We start from the raw sequence: 20,805 nt of genomic DNA, 5'->3' as shown, positions 1-20,805 counted from the left end.
GGCCGCCGCCGCCCGTGCCCGCGCGATCATGGGCTTCAGCTGATGATATCGCCGGCCGTCACCTTTCTGCCGTATCAGCAGGCATGGATCGAGGATGCGTCCCGGTTCAAGATCGGCATGTTCTCGCGGCAGACGGGCAAGACGTTCTCGACGGGCGGCGAATGCGTGGACGATTGCTTCTCCGCCTGGGCCGAGGACAGGCGCACCCGCTGGGTGATCCTGAGCCGCGGCGAGCGGCAGGCCTCGGAGATGATGACAGAGGTGGTCAAGCCGTTCACAAAGGCATTTTACGGCGCCTACAACACCATTGTCGCGGGGGGCGAGCCGCGCTTCGTGGAGGAAGAGTTCCGCGTGCCCCAGGCAAGCGGACCCGATGCGGTCTACAAGGCGCTCGAGGTCGCGTTCCCGAACGGATCGAGGATCACGGCCCTGCCGGCCAACCCCGATACCGCGCGGGGCTTCTCGGCCAATGTGATCCTCGATGAGTTCGCCTTCCACGCCAATTCCCGTGCCATCTGGGCTGCGCTCTTCCCGGTGATCTCGAAGGGGAGCCAGAAGCTCAGGGTGATCTCGACCCCGAACGGCAAGGGCAACAAGTTCTACGAGCTGATGACGGACGAGACCGGCGTGTGGTCGCGTCACGTGACCGACATCTACAGCGCCGTCGCGCAGGGGCTCGAGCGCGATATCGACATGCTGCGCGCCGGCATGGCCGACGAGGACGCCTGGTCGCAGGAATACGAGCTCAACTGGCTCGATGAGGCCTCGTCCTGGCTGAGCTATGATCTGATCTCGGAATGCGAGCGCGAGGGGCTTGGCGATCCGGCGCGATATCTCGGTGGCCCCTGCTTCGTCGGTGTCGATATCGCCGCGCGCAACGACCTCTTCGTCATCTGGGTGCTCGAGCTTGTGGGCGGCCGGCTCGTCACCCGCGAGGTCATCGCGCGCCGCCGCATCTCCTTCGCCGAGCAGGACCATCTTCTGGCGGACGTGATGCGCCGCTACAGGGTGCTGCGCGCCGCGATGGACCAAACGGGCATGGGCGAGAAGCCGGTCGAGGACGCCAAGCGGCGCCATGGGCAGGACCGCGTCGAGGGGGTGCTCTTCAGCACCGCCAGCAAGCTCGATATGGCAACCGGCCTCAAGGAGCACATGCAGGACCGCACCGTGCTGCTGCCACGCGGCGACACGGCCATTCGCGCCGATCTTCACGCGGTCAAATCGCGGGTCGGGACGACCGGCCTGCGCCGGCTGATCGCCGATGGCGAGACGGACGGGCATGCCGACCGATTCTGGGCGCTGGCGCTTGCGGCCTCGGCCGCCGATCTGGGCCACCAGCCCTATGCCTACACGCCCGTCAATCCGGGCGCCGGCCCCGCGCAGGACCGGGACATCAAGATTACAGGCGGGTTCAACGCCCGCGCGGGAGTGTGGTGATGGGACGACTTCTCGACAGATACGGAAACCCGGTCCGCGTGGCGGCACTGGAGCAGCCACGCGCCGAGCCCGGCGTCACCGGCATCCGCCAAGCCTTCGCCTCCACCGTGGCCTCTGGCCTGACGCCAGAGCGGCTGGCGGGCATCCTGCGCGCCTGCGATCTGGGCGATCTGACCGACTATCTGGTGCTGGCGCAGGAGATGGAGGAGCGCGATCCGCATTACTTCGCGGTGATGGGCACGCGCAAGCGGGCCGTGTCGGGCATCGCGCCGCGGGTGATCCCGGCGGGCGAGGACACGCCTTCGAAGACGATCGCGGCGGCGGTAGAGGCGCGCATTGCCGAGCATGAAGGGTTCTCCGATCTCGTGGAGGCGCTGCTCGATGCGATCGGCAAGGGCTTCAGCCTGGTCGAGATCGATTGGCGGCGCACCGGCGCGCAGTGGTGGCCGGAGGACTTCATCCATGTCGATCCGCGCTTCGTGACCTTCGACCGGGAGACCGGGCGCGAGCTGCGCCTGGTCGACGAGGCGGACCCGGTAGACGGCATCGCGCTCGAGCCGTTCCGCTTCATGCGCCATGTCGCACGCATGAAGTCCGGTCTGGCGTTCCGGGGCGGCATTGCCCGCGTCGCGGCCTTCGGATGGATGTGCAAGGCCTACGGGCTCAAGGACTGGGTGGCCTTCGTCGAGACCTACGGGCTGCCGCTGCGCCTGGGGCGGTATGACGCGGGGGCCACGAAGGACGATGTGGCCGCGCTTTACCGCGCCGTCGCCAATATCGGCACCGATGCCGCCGCCGTTCTGCCGCGCTCGATGGAGATCGATTTCACCGATACCAAGGCCACCGGGGGCGACCGGGTCTTCGAGAACCTGGCGCGCTATGTCGACGAGCAGGTGAGCAAGGCGGTGCTGGGCCAGACGATGACCAGCGACGATGGCAGCTCGATGGCGCAGGCGCAGGTGCATAACGAGGTGCGCCACGACATCGCGTCCGCCGATGCGCGCGCCGTCGGGAACACGATCAATCGCGACCTCGTCAGACCCTTCGTCGATCTCAATTTCGGGGTGCAGAAGGCCTATCCGCGCCTGGTGATCGAGATCGAGGAGGCCGAGGACACCGAGATGGTGATCCGCAATGTCGATCGCCTTGCCAAGCTGGGCCTGACCTTCAAGGCCTCCGAGCTGCGGGCGCGGCTCAAGTTCACCGAGCCGGAGCAGGGCGACGAGGTGATCGGCGGGGCAACGGCTCCGGCCGCGCCGCCGCCCGCGGAGCGCGAGGCGCGCAACCGGCCCGAGATGCCCGGCGCCCCCTGGGACGATCTCGATGCGCTCGAGGAGGAGATGCTGGACGACTGGCGCCCGGCGATCGGGCCCATGGCCGATCCGCTGATCGGGGCGATCGATGGGGCGGGCTCCTACGAAGAGGCGCTGGAGCGCCTTGAGGCCGCCCGCGGCGAGATGAGCGAAGCGGCCCTTATCGAGGCGCTGGTGATCGGCATGACGCGGGCGCGCGGGATCGGGGATCGCAGCGATGGCTGACGATCGCCCCGGCTACAGCTTCACGGCCGAGACGCCGCCGGAGATTGTGCGGTTTTTCGCAAACAAGGGCATCCAGCCCGGCTTCTCCTGGGAGGATGTCGAGCCCGAGGAGCATGCCGTGGCCTTCACGGTCGCGAAGATGGCGAAGACCGACATGCTCGAGGCGGCGCGCGGCCGGGTGATGGAGGCGATCGAGACCGGCCAGACCTTCGAGCAGTTTCAAAAGAGCTGGCGCGCCGATCCGGCCTTGTCTTCCTGGTGGGGCAGGGCGGTGCAGTCGGACCCGGTAACGGGCGAGAGCGCCGAGGTGCAGCTCGGCAGTCCGCGGCGGCTGCGCACGATCTACCGCACCAACCTGCGCCAGGCACAGGCCGCTGGCCAGTGGGAGCGCATCGAGCGCACCAAGCGCGCCTTGCCCTTTCTCGAATACCGGCTTGGTCCTTCCGAGGTGCACCGTCCGGCGCATGCGGCGCGCGCGGGCACGATCCTGCCGGTGGACGATCCGTTCTGGGGCGAATGGATGCCGCCCAACGGCTTTGGCTGCAAGTGCTGGGTGCGGCAGGTGACGCGCGCGGAGGCCGAGCGGCGCGGGGTGAGCGAGAGCCCGCGGCTTGCCCGCACCGAATATGTCAACGCGCGCACCGGCGAGGCGCGGATGGTGCCGACCGGGATCGATCCGGGCTTCGACCGCAATCCGGGCCTGATGCGCCAGCGCGCCGTCGAAGACCTGCTCGAGGGCCGCATCGCCGATCTGCCCGAGCCGGCGGCGCGCGCCGCGCTGCGCGACCTGGCCACCAGCTGGCGCGTGGAGCGGGTGCTGGGTGGCGCGCCGGGCCGGGTGCCCGTGGCCCTGCTGCCGCCTGAGGTGCACGAGCACGTTGGATCGCGCTTCGTGAACCTTACCAGGGCCTCCGCCGAGCATCTCGTCGATGAGAAGCCCGACGAGAATCGCCGGCTGCTGATCAAAGGCCTCGCCGGCCTGCCGGAGGCCGAGGCTGGGTTCGTCACCTATTCGACTGAGAACCTGCCCGCCTTCAAGTTCCGCATTCCAGGTGTCTCAGGGAAGAGGCAGAAGCCTGATCTGATGCTCATCATGTGGCTGGATGACGACGGGCATCCCTACGTGCGCACCACCTTCCCGATGGCGCCCAAATACTGGGCCCGCCAAATGAGTGACGTGCCCGACGAAGACGTGATCCTGAGGAGAAGGTAACGTGTGCCTGGAGGTGCGTCACATCCTCACTGCTCGAGGCAGGCGGAACGGCTGTCTCAGGCACACAAGAGGAAGATAGACCGAAACGCAGAAAAGTTCAAGATCGGATGGATCGGCCTCGAACTGCATCCCTTGGCGTCGCCCTGGGGTGGGGCATTTCCGGCCATCCCGCCGGCCCCGATCGCCCCTTTCGGCACCGGATTTCGGCCAAACCGTCCGCCGGGCGGCAAAGCCCTTGACCCCCCGCCGCGCAATGGGGTCATTTAATACCGGTTAAACAGGTCTGTGCGGCCAACTCGGAATTTCGCGGCCCATGATGCCCGGCGGGGCAAGACGCCGCTCACAGGCCCGCACAGCGCCTCGCCCCAAAACCGCTTCCCGCGCGCCCGCAGCCGGTCCGACATCGGTCGGGATGCTCAGGCGCCAGGCTGCCGGCTAAAACGGCCGCATGAACACCGCCCACATCATCTGCGAGACCATCGCGCTCAATGCCGAAGCGGGCACCGTCCCGGATTGGATCAACGTGATCCCCAAGGGTCCGGGCGTGCGCGGCATCGACGGGCGAGCCTGGACGATGAATGACGCGGGCGGCGTGATCGACACGTTCCGCCGGCGCGGCGTCAAGCTGCCGGTGGATGTCGAGCACGCCACCCAGATCAAGGGCGCGCGCGGCGAGGCCGCGCCGGCCATGGGATATGTCACCGATCTGGAAGCCCGCGAGACGGGCCTCTGGGCGAAGGTCGACTGGAACACCGCCGGCGAGACGCTGCTGCGCGATCGCTCTTATGCCCATGTCTCACCGGTCTTCGCCTTCGACGGCGCGCAGGTGATCCGCCGCCTGGTCTCGGTGGGCCTGACCAATAATCCGAACCTCGATCTCGTCGCGATGAACGCGGCGGGCCAATTCCAAGGAGCTCCATTCATGGACAAGGCGGTTCTGGAGGCTCTTGGCCTCAACGCCGACGCCACAGCCGCCGATGCGGTCGTGGCGATCACCAATATGCGCCAGGAGCGCACCCAGGCGCTCAATGCCGCGCAGACGCCCGATCCTGCGGCCTTCGTGCCGATGGCCGAGCACAAGCTCGCGCTCAACCGCGTCGAAAGCTTCGAGCAGGCCGAGCAGACCCGCCGGAATGCCGCGATCGAGACGGCCGTCGATACCGCGATCGAAGCGGGCAAGTTCACCCCCGCCGATCGCGAGGACTGCCTGGCCATGTGCCGCGCCGAGGGCGGGCTCGAGCGCTTCGAGCGTCTGAGCGGCAATCGCACCCCGATCGTCGGCCCCGCCCGCACCGGAGGCAAGGGGCCCGTCGCCGCGCCCGCCGCGCTCGACGAGACCGAACTGGCGATGTGCCGTGCCACTGGCATGAGCGCCGAGGACTTCCTCGCGCAAAAAACTGAGGAGACCAGCCGATGATCATCACCGACGCAGCCCTGGTCGCGCTGCGCACCAGCTTCCGCAAGACGTTCGCGGATGCCTACGCGCAGTTCCGGGCAGACAGCTTTTACCAGCGCGTGGCCTTCACGGCGCCGTCGGGCTCGCGCTCGAACACCTATGGCTGGCTGGGCGAGTTCCCGGGCATGCGCGAGTGGATCGGCGACCGCGTCATCAAGGACCTCAAGGAAGACAAGTACGAGATCCTCAACAGGCTGTGGGAAGACACGGTCAGCGTCCGCCGCACGGACATGGAAGACGACAATCTCGGTATGTATACCGGCATGGTCCAGGGCCTTGCCGAGGCCGCCGGGCGGCATCCCGACGAGCTGATCGCCGAGCTGATGACCAACGGGACGCTCCAGACCTGCTATGACGGGCAGTATTTCTTCGACACCGACCATCCGGTCTATCCCAATCACGACGGGACCGGGGTCGCCGCGACCGTGTCGAACTTCAACGACGGCACCGGGCCGGGTGGCACCGATGTGCCGGGACCGACCTGGTATCTGCTCGACACGCGCCGGACATTCAAGCCGTTCATCTTCCAGGAGCGCAGCCCGGCCGAGTTCGACGCGCTGACCGACGCCAAGGACAACGACCAGGTCTTCATGAAGGACCTGTTCCTCTATGGCGCCCGTGCCCGTCACGCGGCGGGCTACGGCTTCTGGCAGATGGCCTATGCCTCCCGCGCGCCGCTGACGGCCGCGAACTTCGAGGACGCGCGCCTCGCGATGCGGACCGTGACCGCCGATGGCGGCCGCCCGCTCGGCATCAAGCCCTCGATCATCGTGGTGCCGCCGAGCCTGCAATCGGATGCCAACCGTCTCTTCAAGACGATGGTCGACGCGAACGGGGCCTCGAACCCGCATTACCAGGCGGTCGAAGTGCTCGATCCGGACTGGCTGGCATAAGGAAGACTGAACCATGAGCTACCTGATCAAGGCCGTGCGCGGCCGCTTTTGCCGGGGCGGCACCTGCTATGACGCCGTGGGCACCATCGTCGAGCGCGACGATTTCGAGCCGAAGGAATGGGAGGCGCTCGAGGCCGAGCCGCTCTTGCATGTCGCGAAAGCGCGCGAGGAAGACCTGGTGCGCGCCGGCCGCAGCCCCGATCCCGAGGCCGCCCCGCAGCGCGAGGCGCTCGAGCTGAAGCTCGACGAGGCGATCCGCAGCCTCGATGCCGCCGGCTTCGGCAAGGATGGCCGCCCGGCGCTGCCTGCCCTGCGCAAGCTGCTGGGCGATGACGGCGCGCGCATCAATGCCGCGATGCGCGACAGGGTCTTTGACCGGATTACCGCCGGCGGCTTCACCGTGCCTGGCTGATCGCCGCGCGCAATGACGCGGGCGGCCCCGTGCCGCCCGCGCCTCTTGCAACCTTTTCGGAGTGCTGACCCATGTCCCCTGATTACGCTTACCTCGCCGTGCTCATCGCATTGCTCGCGGTGATGCATGTCGGGCTTTGGGCTCTGATCGTGCTGCTGTGATCTACGCCGCGCAATCCGATATCGAGGCGCTTTACGGCCCCGACGCGCTCTATGCCGCCGACCGCGACGGCGACGGGATCGCCGACGCGCCCGCCATCGCGCAGGCGCTCGCCTCCGCCTCGGCCGAGATCGATGGCCACCTCGCGGTGCGCTACGATCTGCCCGTGCCGGGCACCCATCCCATCCTGGTGCAGTATTGCGTCGATATCGCCCTCTACCGCCTGGCCAATGCCGGCGACGTCATGACCACCGAGCACCGCACGCGCTTCGAGGATGCGATCTCCGCTCTCAAGCGCATCGCGCGCGGCGAGATGCGTCTCACGCTTCCCGCCTCGGATGATCCCGACGCTCCCGCCGGCCCGCGCCCGATCGTCTCGAGCGGCCCGCCGCGTCTGTTCAGCCGCACGGCTCTGAGGGATTTCTGATGCGCGGCCTGTCTTTTGAAACCGAAGTCCTCGGCCTCGATCCGTCGCTCGCGCGCATCGGTGATCTGCGGGATATCGAGATCGACGATCTGGCATTCGAGGTCGGCGCCCTGATCGAGGATCAGGCCAAGCTGCGCATCGACGAGGAGAAGGCCGCGCCCGATGGCACGCCATGGGTGGCCTGGTCGGAGGCGTATGACGAGACGCGCAACCATGCGGTCCACTCGCTGCTGGTAGATGTCGGCCAGCCCGGTCTGATGTCGAGCATCGCCAATGTCAGCCGGGGCCCCGTGGCCCGCGTGGGATCGAACCTGCCTTACGCGGCCGTTCACCAGTTCGGCAGCGAGGACGAGGGCGGCATTCCCGCCCGCCCGTATCTGGGCACCTCTGCCAAGGGCGCCGCGCAGATCCTCGATCTCATCGGGACCCGCATCGAGGAGCTGCTGGCATGACCGACGATCTGCTCACCCGCCTGCCGGCCGCGATCGCGCAGCGCTACAAGGCGGCGCTGCCGGGCTTGCGCGAATGCCGCGCCATCTCCGGGCGCTTCGATGTCGAGCGCCTGCGCTCCGAAAGCGTGCTGGCCCCCGCCGTACTCGTCTCCGTCCTCGGGCTCGACGAGGACGCGGCGCTGGCCGGTCCGCACCGCACGGTCACCTTGCAGATGGCGGCATTCGTGATCACCCGCGACCGGCTTGGCCTGAGCGCCGATGCCGCCGCTGCCGCGATCACCCATACCATCTCGCGCATCACTCTCGCGCAAACCTGGGGACAGCCCGATTGCGGCGCGGCCGAGGGGCTGTCGGCGCGCGCACTCGTCGCGCAGGGCTACCGCCAGACCAAGGCCGCGCTCTGGGCGCTCGCCTGGCGCCAGCCGGCGGTTCTTGCGCCGATCGCGCAAGGCGAGGCAGTGCCGCTCACCCTCTATGTCTCGCAGGTGCCGCAGGTCGGCGCGGCCCATGAGGACGATTACACGGTGGTGGCGCCATGAGCTTTGCCGCCGCCGAGGCCGATCGCCGGATCGCCAATATCGTCCAGATCGGCACTGTCACCGCGATCGACGGGCAAGCCTCCCGCGCCGCGGTTGCCATCGGTGATCTGACCACCACGCTCCTGCCTGTCATGCAGCTGCGCATGGGGGCCATACGCCTTTACGCGATGCCCGCGATCGGTGAGCAGGTCACGGTGCTGGCGCCCGGGGGCGACTTGGCCCGCGCGCTCATCGGCCCCTCGATCGCCGCCTCCAACGCGCCCGGCGATGGCGATCCGGCCCATGCCGTGCTCGATCTGGGCGCGGGCGAGCTGCGCATCACCGGCGATCTGATCCTGACGGGCAAGCTCGTCGCCTCGGATGACGTGATCGCCGGCGGGATCAGCCTCAAGGCGCACAAGCATGGCGGTGTCGCCACCGGCGCGGGCAAGACGGGAGAGCCGGTATGAGCGGTATGGACCGGATCACCGGCCGCGCGCTGGACGCGGATGCGCATCTTGCGCAGTCGATCGCCGACATCCTCGGCACGCCGCTCGGCACGCTGGTGATGCGCCGCGACTATGGCTCGACGCTGCCAGACCTCATCGACGCGCCGATCAATGGCGAGACCTTCGTCGATGTCGTGCAGGCCAGCGCCGAGGCGCTCGCCGCCTGGGAGCCGCGCATCACGCTCGAGCGCGTGCAGATCCTCGCCGCGTCCCCCGGCCGGGCCGAGCTGCGCCTCGATGTGAGCCGCGCCGCCGCACCGATCGCGCTCGACATCACCGTCGATCTCGATCCCCTGCGCGCCGCGCGTGCCGCCGCCGGAGGCCGCTCATGAGTGCTTATACCCAGATCGCGCTCGAGCGCCTGCCGGCGCCGCAGGTCATCGAACAGCCCGACTTCGAGCTGTTGCTCGGCGAGATGCGCGCCGCCGCCATCGCCGCCATCCCCGAGATGGCCGAGACCCTCGCCCTCGAAAGCGAGCCGGCCTCCAAGCTGCTGCGCGTCTGCGCCTATTACCGGATGCTCGACCGCGCCGAATTCAACGACGGGGCCCGCGCCTCGATGCTGGCCTTGTCGCGCGGCACCGATCTCGATCACCTCGCCGCCTTCTGGGGCGTCGAGCGTCTCGTCATCGATCCGGGCGATCCGGGTGCGGCCCCGCCCGTGCCCCCGCAGCTCGAGAGCGATGACGCGCTGCGCACCCGCACACAGCTCGCCCTCGAGGGCTACAGCGTGGCCGGCCCCGCCGGCGCCTACCAGTTCTGGGCCCTCAGCGCGTCCGGCGCGGTGCGCGATGCGGCCGTCACCTCGCCCCAGCCCGGCGAGGTCACCGTGACCGTGCTCGCCCATGCCGGCGATGGCACCCCCGATGCCGCGACCCTTGCCCAGGTCGAGGCGGTCCTCTCGGCCGATGACATCCGTCCGCTGACCGACCGCGTCACCGTCGCGGCGCCTGCCGTCATCGCCTACGGTGTCGAGGCCGAGCTCGAGTTGATGGACGGCCCGGACCCAGAGCTCGCGCTTGCCACCGCCGCCGCCCGTACCGCCGATTACATCGATGCGCAGCGCCGCCTTGGACGTGACATCGCGCGCAGCGGTCTCTTCGCGGCATTGCACATCCCGGACGTGGTGCGCGCGGTGAGGCTGATCTCTCCCGCCGCCGATGTCGCCGTCGGTCCCACAGAGGTGGCCTATGCCGCGCAAGCGGCGGTGATCCGCCATGTCTGAAAGCATCCTGCCGCCCAATGCCGCCCCCGCCGAGCTGGCGCTCGAGGCGGGAATTCGCGCGGGCAAACCTCAGCTCGGCGCCGTCGCGACACTCATGGACCCCGCACGCTGCCCGCCCGAGCTTTTGTCCTGGCTGGCCTGGGCCATGTCAGTCGATGTCTGGGATCCCGGCTGGGACACGCAGACGAAACGTGCGGTCATCGCGCGCAGCATCTTCGTGCATCGCCGCAAGGGCACGCGCGCGGCTGTTGAGGAGGCATTGACCAGCGCCGGACTGCGGCTGGACTTGAGCGAGTGGTGGGAGCATGGCGGCGTGCCGCATACGTTCCGCATCGATGCCTATGCCAGCAATATCGCCAGGGCCGGCCGGCAGGTCGACACCGCGCTGATCACCCGGATCAAGGCCTTGATCGAGCGGACCAAGCCCGCGCGCAGCCACTACGTCCTGCGCATCGGCTACGACTTCGAGACGCGCCTCGCGGTCCGGACCGGGGCGCTGGCGCGCACGCGCCAGGCCGCCATCCTCACCCCGCGCCCCGCGCCCCGTCTCGCCAGCACGCGGGGCTTCTTGCGCAGCGGCGGCCACCTGCGCGTCACCTCCCTGGCCACCCACCATCTCGGAGCCGCATCATGAGCGACATCCTCCTGACCACCGCCGGCATCGCGAAGATCAGCGCCGCGGCCGGCAGCGCCACGCAGGTCGCGATCAGCCATATCGCCATCGGCGACGGGCTCGGCGTCGTCTACACCCCCGATCCCGGCCAGGTCGGTCTGAGGCGCGAAAAGGCGCGCGCCGCGATCGAGCGCCGCCACCGGATCGAGCCCGACGCCTGGCGCGTCATCGCGTCCTTCCCGCCGGGCGCGCAGGCCTACCAGGTGCGCGAGATCGGCTTTTTCGACAGTGAGGGCACGCTGATCGCGATCTGGTCCTCCGCCGATCTGGGGCAGGCCGGCGCGATCGAATACCTGGTCAACCACGTGCTCCAGTTCAGCGCCGCCGATAGCGGCCTGGTGATCGTCCATGCCCCCGACGATGCGCTCTTCGATCTCGCGGTCAAGACCGCCGCCGCCCTCGCAAACCTGCAGCTCGAGCAGCTGCGCCAGGCAGAGCGCCTCGATGCGCGCGCCAGTTAAGGAGACCTCATGACCACCACCGAAGATATCGCCAATCTGATCGGCACCAACACGGCGCTGAAAGCGTATTTCGAGGGGGCAAAATCGGAAATTCAATCCGAGCTTGCCGCCGCCATCGCCGCCTTCCCGAAGCTGCACAAACTCTACTGGGTCGATCCGGCCACCGGTAACGATCTCAACGCGGGCAGCGAAGCCGCGCCCTTCGCCTCGATCAAGGCGGCGATCGCCGCAGTGCCCGAGAACGGCTCGGGTTTGATCCGTCTGCTCGGTGACATCACCCTGCCGCCCGAGCGCCAGCCGCTGACCGCCAAGGCGATCACCATCCTCGGCCCCGATGGCGGGCCGCGCCCGACGATCACCCTGAGTGCCTACGAAGCCGGGGGCACGGCGCGGCTTTCAGGATGGGGCGCCGATCTCAATGCCGGCATCCTGCTGCGCGGCGTGAAGGTCGCGTTCCCGACCTATACCGGCACGCTGCCCGCCGATCCGCAATACAGCGCCATCGTGGGTCCGATCGGTGCCTTCTCGAAGATGATGCTGCATTTCGGCGCGGCCGATATCGACTTCATCCGGCCGGTCTCGAACGGCTTCGGCTCTTGCGGGACCCTGACCGCGAGCGCCCTGACCTTCGTGCTGAACCAGACGACGGACGTGAATGGAAACATGGGCGGCGCCTATGTCATCGGCGCCAATGTCACCAACCCCGGCGCCAATTCCAACCTCGTCACCAACATGACCGCCCTGTGAGGACATAATGGATCTGAACTTCACCCATGACGGCCGCGGCTATACCAACTTCTCGCCCACGGCCGCCCGCGCCGCCGCGATCCCCGAGGCGGTGATCATCGCCGCGCTCAAGCGCGCCGCCAGCGCCGCGATTGCCCTGGTTGCCGCCGAGTACCGCGCGCAGCTCTCCTCCGCCTCCGCCGGGAAGCTCGATGAGTACCGGATCAAGGAGGCCATCGCCGCCGATCCGCTCGGCGCCGCTCCGGGCGAGCTGGAGATGATCGACCGCGAGGCCGCCGCCCGCGGTATCGACCGCGACGCGCTGCTGCTGGTGATCACCGATCGTGCCCGCGCGGCCCGCCGCGTGGCGCTCTGGATCGGCGCCTTCGAGGCCGAGGCGCATGCCACCATCAACGCCATCCCCGACACCGCGCCCGGCGCGCAGACGACCATAGAGGCGGCGCTCGCCCGGCTCAAATCCGAAGCTGACAAGGCGGCCGGGCAGGCCGCCGCAACCCTGGGAGGCGCATGATGCCCGAACAGTTCCTTCACGGCGTCGAAGTCATCGCGATCGATGACGGCCTGCGCCCGATCCGCAACCTCAAAAGCTCGGTCATCGGGGTGGTCGGCACGGCGGGCGCCGCCGATCCGGTGGCATTCCCGGCCAATACCCCGGTCCTGGTCGAGGGTCCCCGCGCCGCCGCGGCCCTTGGCGCCGAAGGCACGCTGCGCCCCGCCTTCGATGCGATCTACGCGCAAGGCGCCGGCACCGTCGTCATGGTGCGCGTCGAGGAAGGCCTGACCGCGGCCGAGACCCTGGCGGCCGTCGCGGGCACTGCCGCCGATCAGACCGGCGTCTACGCGCTGCTCAAGGCGCAGCCCTTACTCGATCTGACACCGCGCATCCTCGTCGCGCCGGGCTTCAGCGCAACGGCGCCAGGCGATCTGGCCAGCCCGGTCACCACCAACCTCATCGCCGCCGCCGAGCGGCTGCGCGCCGTGGTCATCGCCGACGGTCCGAACACCACCGAGACCGACGCGAAAACCGACCGGGGCCTGTGGGGATCGGATCGGCTCTATCTCGTCGATCCGGCCGTGCAGGTCTTCGACACCGCGACGGCCGCCTTCGTCTCGCGCCCCGCCTCCGCCTACGTGGCCGGTCTGATCGCGCGCAGCGACGTGGAGCGCGGCTATTGGTGGTCTCCGTCCAACCAGGTGATCAACGGCATTTCGGGCACCGACCGCCCGGTCTCCTTCTCGCTTGGTGCCGATGACAGCGAGGCCAACCGAATGAACGAGGCCGAGGTCGCGACCATCATTCGCCGTTCGGGCTTCAGGCTCTGGGGCAACCGGGGCGCTGGCATCGATGCGCAATGGGCGTTCCTGTCGGTGCGCCGCACCGCCGACATCCTTTATGACAGCATCGAGCAGGCGCATCTGTGGGCTCTCGACAGGCCGCTCTCCGCGCAGCTGGTGCTCGACATCCGCGACAGCGTCCAGGCCTTCGGCCAGGGCCTCGTCTCGATCGGGGCGCTCCTGGGCTTCCGCTGCTACCTCGATCCGGAGCTCAACACCGAGGCCGCGCTGAAGGCCGGCAAGCTCTATCTCGATTTCGACTTCGAGCCGCCCGCGCCCCTCGAGCACCTGACTTTCCGCGCTCACCGCCGCGGCGACTACTACGACGATCTCGTCGCCGAAGTCGCCGGCGCGGCCACACTCTAAAGGAGCAACGTGATGCAATACCCGCGCAAGATCCGCGACTTCAATGCTTATATCGACGGCGTCAGCTACGCCGGCCGCGCCACCGAGGCCACGCTGCCCGAGCTGAAGCTCGAGACCGAAGGGCATCGCGGCGCCGGCATGGATGCACCGCTCGCCGTCGAGATGGGCATGGCCGGCATGCAGGCCATGATCACCCTGGCGGAATGGACCGTGGAGCCGATCAAGTTCTTCGGGGCGCGCCGCCGCATGGTGCTGCGCCCGATCGAGCGGGGCGAGGCGGATTACGAGGCCAGCGCCTTCATCGCATCGCTTGGCGGGCGCTGGTCGGTCATGAACTTCTCCGATCTCAAGACCGGCTCGGATGTGCCGATCAAGCTCACCCTCGATGTCGACTACTTCCGCCTCGTCAAGGATGGCGACGAGCTCTTCGAGATCGATGTGCAGGCGGGCCGGAGGGTGATCGGCGGCGTCGATCAACTCGCCGCGACCCGCCGCGCAATGGGCATTTAAGGAGCGATCAATGAGCACTGAAGCCATGAACACCCACCGCCTTTCCGCCCCGATCCTGCGCGGCGAGGAGCGGATCGAGACCGTCACCCTCAGCCGGCCCAACGCCGGCGCGCTGCGCGGTCTCAAGACCATCGATCTCATCCAGGGCGACGTGAGCGCCCTGATCAAGCTCCTGCCGCGCATCACCCGCCCGAACCTCGCGCCGAGCGAGGTCGAGCAGCTCGCCACCGACGACATCGGGGGGCTCTCGCTGATCGTTTCGGGTTTTTTCTTCAAGGCGGAGACGATCGAGATGGAGCGCCGGGAGATGCTGGCGGAGATCGAGGATGCCGAGACCAGCTGACCGTGCCGGGCGATGTCGAGGAGATCATGGCCGACATCGCCGTGATCTTCGGATGGCGCCTCGCCGACATGGACCCGATGAGCGTCCCCGAACTGATGCGCTGGCACGCCCATGCCCTGCGGCGCGGACCTCGCATGGAGGATGACTGATGCGCGACATGAACGTTGAGATCGTCATGCGCCTGATCAACAAGGTGCGCGGCCCGGCCCGCGAGGTCGAGGACGACCTGCGGGGCATCAACAGCCGCGTTGCCACGCTGGGGCGCGCCGCAGGCCGCATGGCGCTCGGCATCGGGGCGGCTGGCGCGGCTGCCACCGCCAATGCCGTGCGCGCGGCCGCAACCGCCCAGGATGCCTGGTCGGAGGCCAACAAGACGCTCGGTCTTTCCTCCGAAGGGCTGGGCCGTCTGAAGGACGATATCGACGATCTGGCGCAGGACATCCCCCTCGCCACCCGCGAGTTCATCGCCATGGCCGGCACCGCCGGCAACATGGGCATCACCGATCCGGCCGAGCTGCGCGGTTTCCTGCGCGATGCCTCCACCATGTTCTTCGCGATGGACGGGATCGATGGCGCGGCGATCATGGGCAACTGGCGCGCCTCGCTCGGCGCCACCCAGGACGAGATCCGCGCGATCGCCGACCAGGTCAACCACATGGGCAATACCAGCTCGGCCGGCGCCGCGCCGCTCGCCAAGTTCGCCGCCGATGCGCTCGCGGCTGGTAAAGCTATCGGCTACGCCACCGAGGAGACGCTGGCCTTCGGCACCGCGATGATCGCGGCAGGCACTGCGCCCGAAGCCGCGAAGACCAGCTTCCTCGCGATGAACAGGACCATGGTCAAGGGCATGGGCGATCTGTCGTCCTCCCAGACCCGCCAGCTCGAGAAGATCGGTCTGACCGAGGAATGGGCCGGGCTGCAGCGCCGCATGGCCACCGATGCCACATCCGCGATCCGCGAGGTTGTGGGCGCGATCTCGGCCATGCCTGATTTCGAGCGGGCGGGGATCGTCTCCCAGCTCTTCGGCGAGGAGGCCGGGCGCGAGCTGCTGCCGATCCTTTCGGATCTGGAGAAATATGACAGCGCCATGGCCCGCATCGGCGATGTGCGCGCCAATGCGGCCGGCTCGATGCAAAAGGAGCTCGAGGCCGTCTCCGATGACGTGATCGATAACTGGCAGCGCCTGAAGAACGCCTTCGCAACCCAGAATGTCGGCGCCGGCGAGATGTTCCTGGACCCGATCAACGACGCGCTGAAGGAGATGACCGGGGCGCTCCTCGAGCTCGATGAGGCCGCTGGCCTGTGGGAGCGCATCCGCGTCGCGAGCGTGGGGGTCGCCACTTCCATCGCCAAGCTGATCATGCCCGATGCCTGGGTCGACTGGATGAACGGGAACAACCTTGTCGACTGGCTGCGCAATGCGGCCGATTTCTCCTGGTCCGACGTGATGCCCAGTTTCTCCTGGTCGGACATCATCCCCGAGATGCCATCGCTGATCTCCTGGGGGAAGGCCGATGAGGCGGCATCGCTCACAGATCAGTTGCGAGACGCCCTCAGCGGCACCTTTACCGAATGGGACGAGGGGCTGGCGGCGGTTGAGCGGTATGAGCAGGGATTGATCGAGGTCGAGGCCTTGCATGACATCCTGGCAGGCAAGGCCGCGACCACCGGCGCCGATGCCCGCCGCGCGGCCGAGGCTTTGCAACTGCTTGGCGCGGGGCAGGGCGCCCCGGCCGCCCCGCAGGCTCCGACGATCGAGGACATGCGCGCCGATGGCGAGGATGTCGCGGCCCTCCAGCGGCGTATCGAGCGCGTCTCGAAGGCCGCCGGTGCCCTGCCGCGCGCCATCGCCGAGACAGTGCGCGAGGCCAACGACGCTCTGAGCGGCCTCGATCTCGAAGCGAGCGGCCGCGCCATGATGGATGCCCTCGCGGACGGGATCGTGGCGGGCACCGCGCGGGTGATCGCCGCTGTCCAGGCTATGGCCGCCAAGGTCGATGCCGCCATGCCGCGCACTGCCCAGGTCAGCCTGGCCGCGGGCGCCGCGCCCGGCGCGCCGGTGCAGGCGCGCGCGGGCGGCGGCGGCTTCGGTCCCGGCTGGCTGCTTACCGGCGAGCGCGGCCCCGAGCTTGAATACCGCGACCGTGGCGGCTTCATCGCCCATCACGGCCAGCTGCGCGAGATGGTTTCGATGAGCGAGCGCGCCGCGCGGGGTCTCGCCGTCTCGCCGCCGCGCGGGGCGCGAGCGCCGGGCTCCGGCACGGCGGTGACGATCGGCGACATCAACATTTATCCGGCCCCGGGAGCCGATCCCGTTCAGATCGCCCAGGCGGTCCGTGCCGAGATCGCGCGCTCCGCCCGCCAGGGCAGCCGCGGCGCGGCGCTGCACGATGGGGGCGATTACGATGCGTGATCTGGTGATGATGGCCCTCGGCGCCTTCCGCTTCGGCATATTCAATGGCGGCTACCAGAGCTTCCGGCGCGAGGCGGCGTATCGCTGGGAGGCGCTCGAGCGCATCGGGCGGGCGCCGGCGCATCAATTCACCGGGCCGGGCGTGCAGACCATCACCCTCGAGGGCGTGATCTATCCGCATTTCCGGGGCGGGCTGCGCCAGATCGATCTGATGCGCGCCCAGGCGCAGCTCGGGCTACCCTTGATGCTGGTCGACGGGGCCGGCTTCGTCTGGCGCCGCTGGGTGATCACGCAGGTGAGCGAGACCCGCACCGCGCTCCTGGCAGACGGCGCGCCGCGCAAGATCGCTTTTTCGATCACCCTCGCCGCATATGGGGAGGACGCGGCATGATCGTTCGCACGAGGCAGGGCGACATGCTCGACGATCTGCTCTACGAGGCCTTCGGCCATCATTCCGACATCGCCGCGGTGCTCGATCTCAATCCCGGCCTTGCCGCGCGCGGGCCGCTTCTGCCGGCAGGGCTCGAGCTGCGCTTGCCGGATACAGTCCCGTCGGCGCGGGACGTTGCCGAGCCGGTGCGGCTCTGGGGCCGGCCATGACGCCCGATCTGCAGCTGCGCGCGAACGGGACCGATATCAGCGCGGCCCTGCGCGACCGCCTGATCTCGCTCGAGCTCGTCGATGCCGCCGGGATCACCTCCGACCGGCTGCGCATCGATCTCGACGACCGCGATGCCGTCCTGGCGATCCCGCCCGAAGGGGCGGTGCTCGAGTTGGCCCTCGGGTTTCGGGAGACCGGGCTCACGGCAATGGGCCGCTTCAGCGTGGATCGCCGCGAGGGCAGCGGCCCGCCCGCGCGCATGAGCATCGAAGCCAAGGCCGCCGACATGACCGCCGCGATCCGCGCTCCGAAAACGCGCGCCTGGCCGGCCGCGACACTCGGCCAGATCGCCAGCACGATCGCCGCCGAGGCCGGGCTCACCGCAACGATCGCTCCCGAGCTTGCCGGCATCGCCTATGAGCTGGTCGCGCAGACGGCAGAATCGGACCTGCACCTGCTGACACGGCTGGCCGCCCCCCTTGATGCCGCCGTAAAGCCCGCCTCGGGCCGCCTTGTCCTGGTGCCGCGCGGCAGCGCCGCCCTGGCAAGTGGCGAGACCCTCGCCCCTGCCGACGTCGCGGCCTCCGAGATGACGTCCTACAGCTGGGCCTTCGAGGAGCGCACCCTTTACAAGAGCGCCACCGCCGAATGGTCCGATGTGCAAAGCGCGGCCCTGCGCAAGGTCACCGCGGGATCGGGCGCGCCCGAGCAACGGTTGCGCCATCCCTTCGGATCAGAGGCCGAGGCGCGGCGCGCGGCGGAGGCGGCACTGGCGCGGGCGGGCCCGACCTTTTCGCCGGCCGGCTCATCGAGCCCCGCGGGATGCGGCCGGAACTGACCCGCACCTTCCAGATCACAGAGGTGCGTCACCGGCTCGGGCCGGCCCTCGTCACCTCCATTGATGCGGAGCTTGCCCCATGATCTCTCTGGCCTTCTACCGTGCCCCCGGAACGCTTGCCGACCGCGCCGTGCGCCTGGCGACCCGCTCGCCCTACAGCCATGTCGAGCTGGTCGATGATCACGTCCTGGGGGCGGGCCGGCGGCGCGAGGCGTGGGCGATCTCCGCCTCGCGCCGCGATGGCGGCGTGCGGATGAAGAAAATCATGTTCGAGCCCGATCATTGGGATGTGCTGCCGGTGCTGGGCTGGGCGCATCAAAACGCTGTGCCGCGCGCCATGAGGCAGATCGGCGCCGGCTATGACTATTTCGGGATCGCCGCGAACTTCTTGCTGCCGCTGCGCCGCTCGGCACCGCGCCGCTGGTTTTGCAGCGAGCTCGTCGCCGACGCGCTCGGTCTGCAGGCCGCATACACCTACGCGCCCGGCGATCTGCACCGGATCGTCATCGCGCTCAATCGCGCCTTTGCAATGGGAGAGACAGAATGACCGATGTCACCATCAAGCAGGGCGACACGCTGTCCTGGCTGGTCACGATCGAGGAGGAGATCGGCGATCTGGCCACGATGACGCCGCGCTGCGATCTGCGCTCGATCCACGGCCAGCTGCGGCTCACGGCCGTCATCGTCAGTGCCGCTGACCGCACCATCGCGCTCTCCGCGCCTGCCAGCGCCACCGCGCGCCTCCCCCCCGGCCTCTACCGCTTCGATGTCGAGCTCGCGAGCCCCGGCGGCGTGATCCGAAGCTCGGTCACCAAGACCGCACTCATCCTCGAGGACGTGACCCGTGTTTAAGGCAAGGGTCATCAACCGCCGACCGCTCTTCGCGATCGCAGTCACCCGTCTTGCGATCACTGCACCGAACTACTCGGCATCGGTGCTCCGCTGGGACAGCGGCAGCGCCACGTTCGACGCGGCCCGCCCCCCGCGCAGTTTCGACGGCCGATCCTTCACCTTCGACGATCCAGACCTGACCTTCGACGCAGCTTAAGAAAGGCTTTTGCCATGGTTAAACAGCTCATCAACACCGGCACGGTGCCCAATGACGGCACCGGCGATGATCTGCGCAGCGGCGCGCAGAAGATCAATGAGAACGCCACCGAGCTTTACGATCGGCTGGGTGCCCTCGAGACTGCCGCCATCCGCTCCGATGCAAGCGCCATCGCCGGCGCCACGGTGATCCGCAACATCATTGCGATCTCGCAGGCCGATTACGATGCGCTCGTGGCCGCTGGCGCGGTCGATGCCCAGACCCACTATCTGATCGTGGAGCCTGCGTGATGGGCGGCTTCGTCGGCCGGCAGCGCATTGCCGGCGAATTTCTGGGCCTGGTGCGCCTGGCCGGCGGCGCGGCCGTCCGCGATCTCGTGGCCAGCGAGGGCACGATCTCGAACCTGGTGGAGAATACCGCGACCGGGCGCATTACCTTCGATCTGACGGGGCACTCCGAGCCCAGCTACAATGCCTCGTATGAGGTCTTCCGCTCGCAGCTCGACGCTGGCCTGCCGATCTTCATCCTCGATCCGACCTCCACCAGCGTCGGCAGCGACTACACGGCCACGCCGGGCCTGGTGCTGGCGCCGTCCAACGATCCACCCGAGATCACCCGGCAATGGTTCGTGGGCACCGACACGGTCGCGCGCGCCTCCGGCAGCACCTACACCCTGCCGCCAGAGGATGACGGTCTCGAGCTGCGCTATGTCGAGATTGCGGCCAATGTCGCGGGGACCGAAGAACGAAGCATCGTGGCGCAGCAAGAGGTGGTCGCGGCCGTCCAGCCTGCGGTAACGCTCGCCGCCGGGACGTTCCTGAAAAAGGTCTGGCCTTTCGCCGCGTCCACGAACTTGCTCTACCACGCCAACGTTTCGCTCCCCACCCTGCCCACGTCAAATGCCGGCTTCATCGACCTGTTCAACGGCGACATGCGGGTGATCTACCTGACCGACGGCAGCGTCAGCGTGCAGCGTCTTGCGCGGACCTCGGGCAACGTCTTCAACATCGCGCTGGCCCCGCCCGGCGCCTTCGCGGCGGGTGATCGCGTGGCGATGCTCTTCGAGCTGGACGCCGGGACCGCCAACGCCGCGCGGGCGGCCTACAAGCGCAACGATGCGCCTTGGGTGATGAGCTACGACGCGCAGATCCCCGGCGCGCAGACGGGCGACATTGCGCATGATGCGGGCGTCGAGCTGCAGATGGGTATCGGTTCGGCCGGCGTCAGCATC

At 68.5% G+C, this 20,805-nt stretch carries 29 protein-coding genes; all 29 read left to right on the top strand.

The window, feature by feature from the left end:
* Positions 1-42: 42 nt before the first annotated feature.
* Positions 43-1,437 (top strand): terminase large subunit domain-containing protein, encoded by a 1,395-nt coding sequence (locus tag PMES_RS04620; RefSeq protein WP_159964353.1) that lies wholly within the window; start codon positions 43-45, stop codon positions 1,435-1,437.
* On the top strand, positions 1,437-2,975 hold the full coding sequence (locus tag PMES_RS04615) for a DUF935 domain-containing protein (RefSeq protein WP_159964352.1): 1,539 nt from the start codon (positions 1,437-1,439) through the stop codon (positions 2,973-2,975). Before PMES_RS04620 ends, PMES_RS04615 begins: the two co-directional genes overlap by 1 nt.
* Positions 2,968-4,188 (top strand): phage head morphogenesis protein, encoded by a 1,221-nt coding sequence (locus PMES_RS04610; protein ID WP_159964351.1) that lies wholly within the window; start codon positions 2,968-2,970, stop codon positions 4,186-4,188. The genes PMES_RS04615 and PMES_RS04610 overlap by 8 nt, the downstream gene beginning before the upstream one ends.
* Before the next feature lie 448 nt (positions 4,189-4,636).
* The gene (locus PMES_RS04605) at positions 4,637-5,605 is read left to right on the top strand and encodes a phage protease (protein WP_159964350.1); all 969 of its coding nucleotides are present in this window, start codon (positions 4,637-4,639) and stop codon (positions 5,603-5,605) included.
* Positions 5,602-6,537: a Mu-like prophage major head subunit gpT family protein gene (locus tag PMES_RS04600; RefSeq protein WP_159964349.1), complete on the top strand. Its 936-nt coding sequence runs from the start codon at positions 5,602-5,604 to the stop codon at positions 6,535-6,537. Before PMES_RS04605 ends, PMES_RS04600 begins: the two co-directional genes overlap by 4 nt.
* A 13-nt stretch (positions 6,538-6,550) precedes the next feature.
* Complete coding sequence (locus tag PMES_RS04595) at positions 6,551-6,949, top strand: HI1506-related protein (RefSeq protein ID WP_159964348.1); 399 nt, start codon at positions 6,551-6,553, stop codon at positions 6,947-6,949.
* Positions 6,950-7,106: 157 nt separating this feature from the next.
* On the top strand, positions 7,107-7,535 hold the full coding sequence (locus tag PMES_RS04590; RefSeq protein ID WP_159964347.1) for a gp436 family protein: 429 nt from the start codon (positions 7,107-7,109) through the stop codon (positions 7,533-7,535).
* The gene (locus tag PMES_RS04585; RefSeq protein WP_159964346.1) at positions 7,535-7,987 is read left to right on the top strand and encodes a phage virion morphogenesis protein; all 453 of its coding nucleotides are present in this window, start codon (positions 7,535-7,537) and stop codon (positions 7,985-7,987) included. Before PMES_RS04590 ends, PMES_RS04585 begins: the two co-directional genes overlap by 1 nt.
* Positions 7,984-8,526: a hypothetical protein gene (locus PMES_RS04580; protein ID WP_159964345.1), complete on the top strand. Its 543-nt coding sequence runs from the start codon at positions 7,984-7,986 to the stop codon at positions 8,524-8,526. Before PMES_RS04585 ends, PMES_RS04580 begins: the two co-directional genes overlap by 4 nt.
* Positions 8,523-8,975 (top strand): phage baseplate assembly protein V, encoded by a 453-nt coding sequence (locus tag PMES_RS04575; RefSeq protein WP_159964344.1) that lies wholly within the window; start codon positions 8,523-8,525, stop codon positions 8,973-8,975. Before PMES_RS04580 ends, PMES_RS04575 begins: the two co-directional genes overlap by 4 nt.
* Positions 8,972-9,346 (top strand): GPW/gp25 family protein, encoded by a 375-nt coding sequence (locus PMES_RS04570; protein WP_159964343.1) that lies wholly within the window; start codon positions 8,972-8,974, stop codon positions 9,344-9,346. Before PMES_RS04575 ends, PMES_RS04570 begins: the two co-directional genes overlap by 4 nt.
* A complete protein-coding gene (locus PMES_RS04565; RefSeq protein ID WP_159964342.1) occupies positions 9,343-10,239 on the top strand; it encodes a baseplate assembly protein in 897 nt (298 codons plus the stop codon). The genes PMES_RS04570 and PMES_RS04565 overlap by 4 nt, the downstream gene beginning before the upstream one ends.
* A complete protein-coding gene (locus tag PMES_RS04560; RefSeq protein ID WP_159964341.1) occupies positions 10,232-10,873 on the top strand; it encodes a phage tail protein I in 642 nt (213 codons plus the stop codon). Before PMES_RS04565 ends, PMES_RS04560 begins: the two co-directional genes overlap by 8 nt.
* Entirely contained in the window at positions 10,870-11,373 is a 504-nt protein-coding gene (locus PMES_RS04555; protein ID WP_159964340.1) for a phage tail-collar fiber domain-containing protein, read from the top strand. Before PMES_RS04560 ends, PMES_RS04555 begins: the two co-directional genes overlap by 4 nt.
* 9 nt (positions 11,374-11,382) lie before the next feature.
* Positions 11,383-12,120, top strand: a complete 738-nt coding sequence (locus PMES_RS04550) for a hypothetical protein (protein ID WP_159964339.1) — start codon at positions 11,383-11,385, stop codon at positions 12,118-12,120.
* A 7-nt stretch (positions 12,121-12,127) separates the two neighbouring features.
* Positions 12,128-12,631: a hypothetical protein gene (locus PMES_RS04545; protein ID WP_159964338.1), complete on the top strand. Its 504-nt coding sequence runs from the start codon at positions 12,128-12,130 to the stop codon at positions 12,629-12,631.
* A complete protein-coding gene (locus PMES_RS04540) occupies positions 12,631-13,821 on the top strand; it encodes a phage tail sheath subtilisin-like domain-containing protein (RefSeq protein WP_159964337.1) in 1,191 nt (396 codons plus the stop codon). The genes PMES_RS04545 and PMES_RS04540 overlap by 1 nt, the downstream gene beginning before the upstream one ends.
* A 12-nt stretch (positions 13,822-13,833) precedes the next feature.
* Complete coding sequence (locus PMES_RS04535) at positions 13,834-14,331, top strand: phage major tail tube protein (protein ID WP_159964336.1); 498 nt, start codon at positions 13,834-13,836, stop codon at positions 14,329-14,331.
* 10 nt (positions 14,332-14,341) lie between these two features.
* Positions 14,342-14,674, top strand: coding sequence for a phage tail assembly protein (locus tag PMES_RS04530; RefSeq protein WP_236549698.1), 333 nt, complete (start codon positions 14,342-14,344; stop codon positions 14,672-14,674).
* Between the two features lie 2 nt (positions 14,675-14,676).
* Positions 14,677-14,823, top strand: coding sequence for a GpE family phage tail protein (locus PMES_RS04525; RefSeq protein ID WP_236549697.1), 147 nt, complete (start codon positions 14,677-14,679; stop codon positions 14,821-14,823).
* A complete protein-coding gene (locus PMES_RS04520; protein WP_159964335.1) occupies positions 14,823-17,087 on the top strand; it encodes a phage tail tape measure protein in 2,265 nt (754 codons plus the stop codon). Before PMES_RS04525 ends, PMES_RS04520 begins: the two co-directional genes overlap by 1 nt.
* On the top strand, positions 17,080-17,478 hold the full coding sequence (locus tag PMES_RS04515) for a phage tail protein (RefSeq protein ID WP_236549696.1): 399 nt from the start codon (positions 17,080-17,082) through the stop codon (positions 17,476-17,478). The genes PMES_RS04520 and PMES_RS04515 overlap by 8 nt, the downstream gene beginning before the upstream one ends.
* Positions 17,475-17,687: a tail protein X gene (locus tag PMES_RS04510; protein ID WP_159964334.1), complete on the top strand. Its 213-nt coding sequence runs from the start codon at positions 17,475-17,477 to the stop codon at positions 17,685-17,687. Before PMES_RS04515 ends, PMES_RS04510 begins: the two co-directional genes overlap by 4 nt.
* The gene (locus PMES_RS04505) at positions 17,684-18,526 is read left to right on the top strand and encodes a contractile injection system protein, VgrG/Pvc8 family (RefSeq protein WP_159964333.1); all 843 of its coding nucleotides are present in this window, start codon (positions 17,684-17,686) and stop codon (positions 18,524-18,526) included. Before PMES_RS04510 ends, PMES_RS04505 begins: the two co-directional genes overlap by 4 nt.
* A gap of 79 nt (positions 18,527-18,605) precedes the next feature.
* A complete protein-coding gene (locus tag PMES_RS04500; RefSeq protein WP_159964332.1) occupies positions 18,606-19,073 on the top strand; it encodes a hypothetical protein in 468 nt (155 codons plus the stop codon).
* On the top strand, positions 19,070-19,378 hold the full coding sequence (locus PMES_RS04495; protein WP_159964331.1) for a hypothetical protein: 309 nt from the start codon (positions 19,070-19,072) through the stop codon (positions 19,376-19,378). Before PMES_RS04500 ends, PMES_RS04495 begins: the two co-directional genes overlap by 4 nt.
* On the top strand, positions 19,371-19,574 hold the full coding sequence (locus PMES_RS04490) for a hypothetical protein (RefSeq protein ID WP_159964330.1): 204 nt from the start codon (positions 19,371-19,373) through the stop codon (positions 19,572-19,574). Before PMES_RS04495 ends, PMES_RS04490 begins: the two co-directional genes overlap by 8 nt.
* A 14-nt stretch (positions 19,575-19,588) precedes the next feature.
* On the top strand, positions 19,589-19,864 hold the full coding sequence (locus PMES_RS04485; RefSeq protein WP_159964329.1) for a hypothetical protein: 276 nt from the start codon (positions 19,589-19,591) through the stop codon (positions 19,862-19,864).
* The coding region (locus PMES_RS04480; RefSeq protein ID WP_159964328.1) for a hypothetical protein at positions 19,864-20,805 on the top strand (942 nt) is incomplete at its 3' end. The genes PMES_RS04485 and PMES_RS04480, both read left to right, overlap by 1 nt.

It is taken from the genome of Profundibacterium mesophilum KAUST100406-0324 (assembly GCF_009835145.1).
Classification (GTDB): Bacteria; Pseudomonadota; Alphaproteobacteria; order Rhodobacterales; family Rhodobacteraceae; genus Profundibacterium; species Profundibacterium mesophilum.
This window is presented reverse-complemented; position numbering and strand designations above follow the sequence as displayed.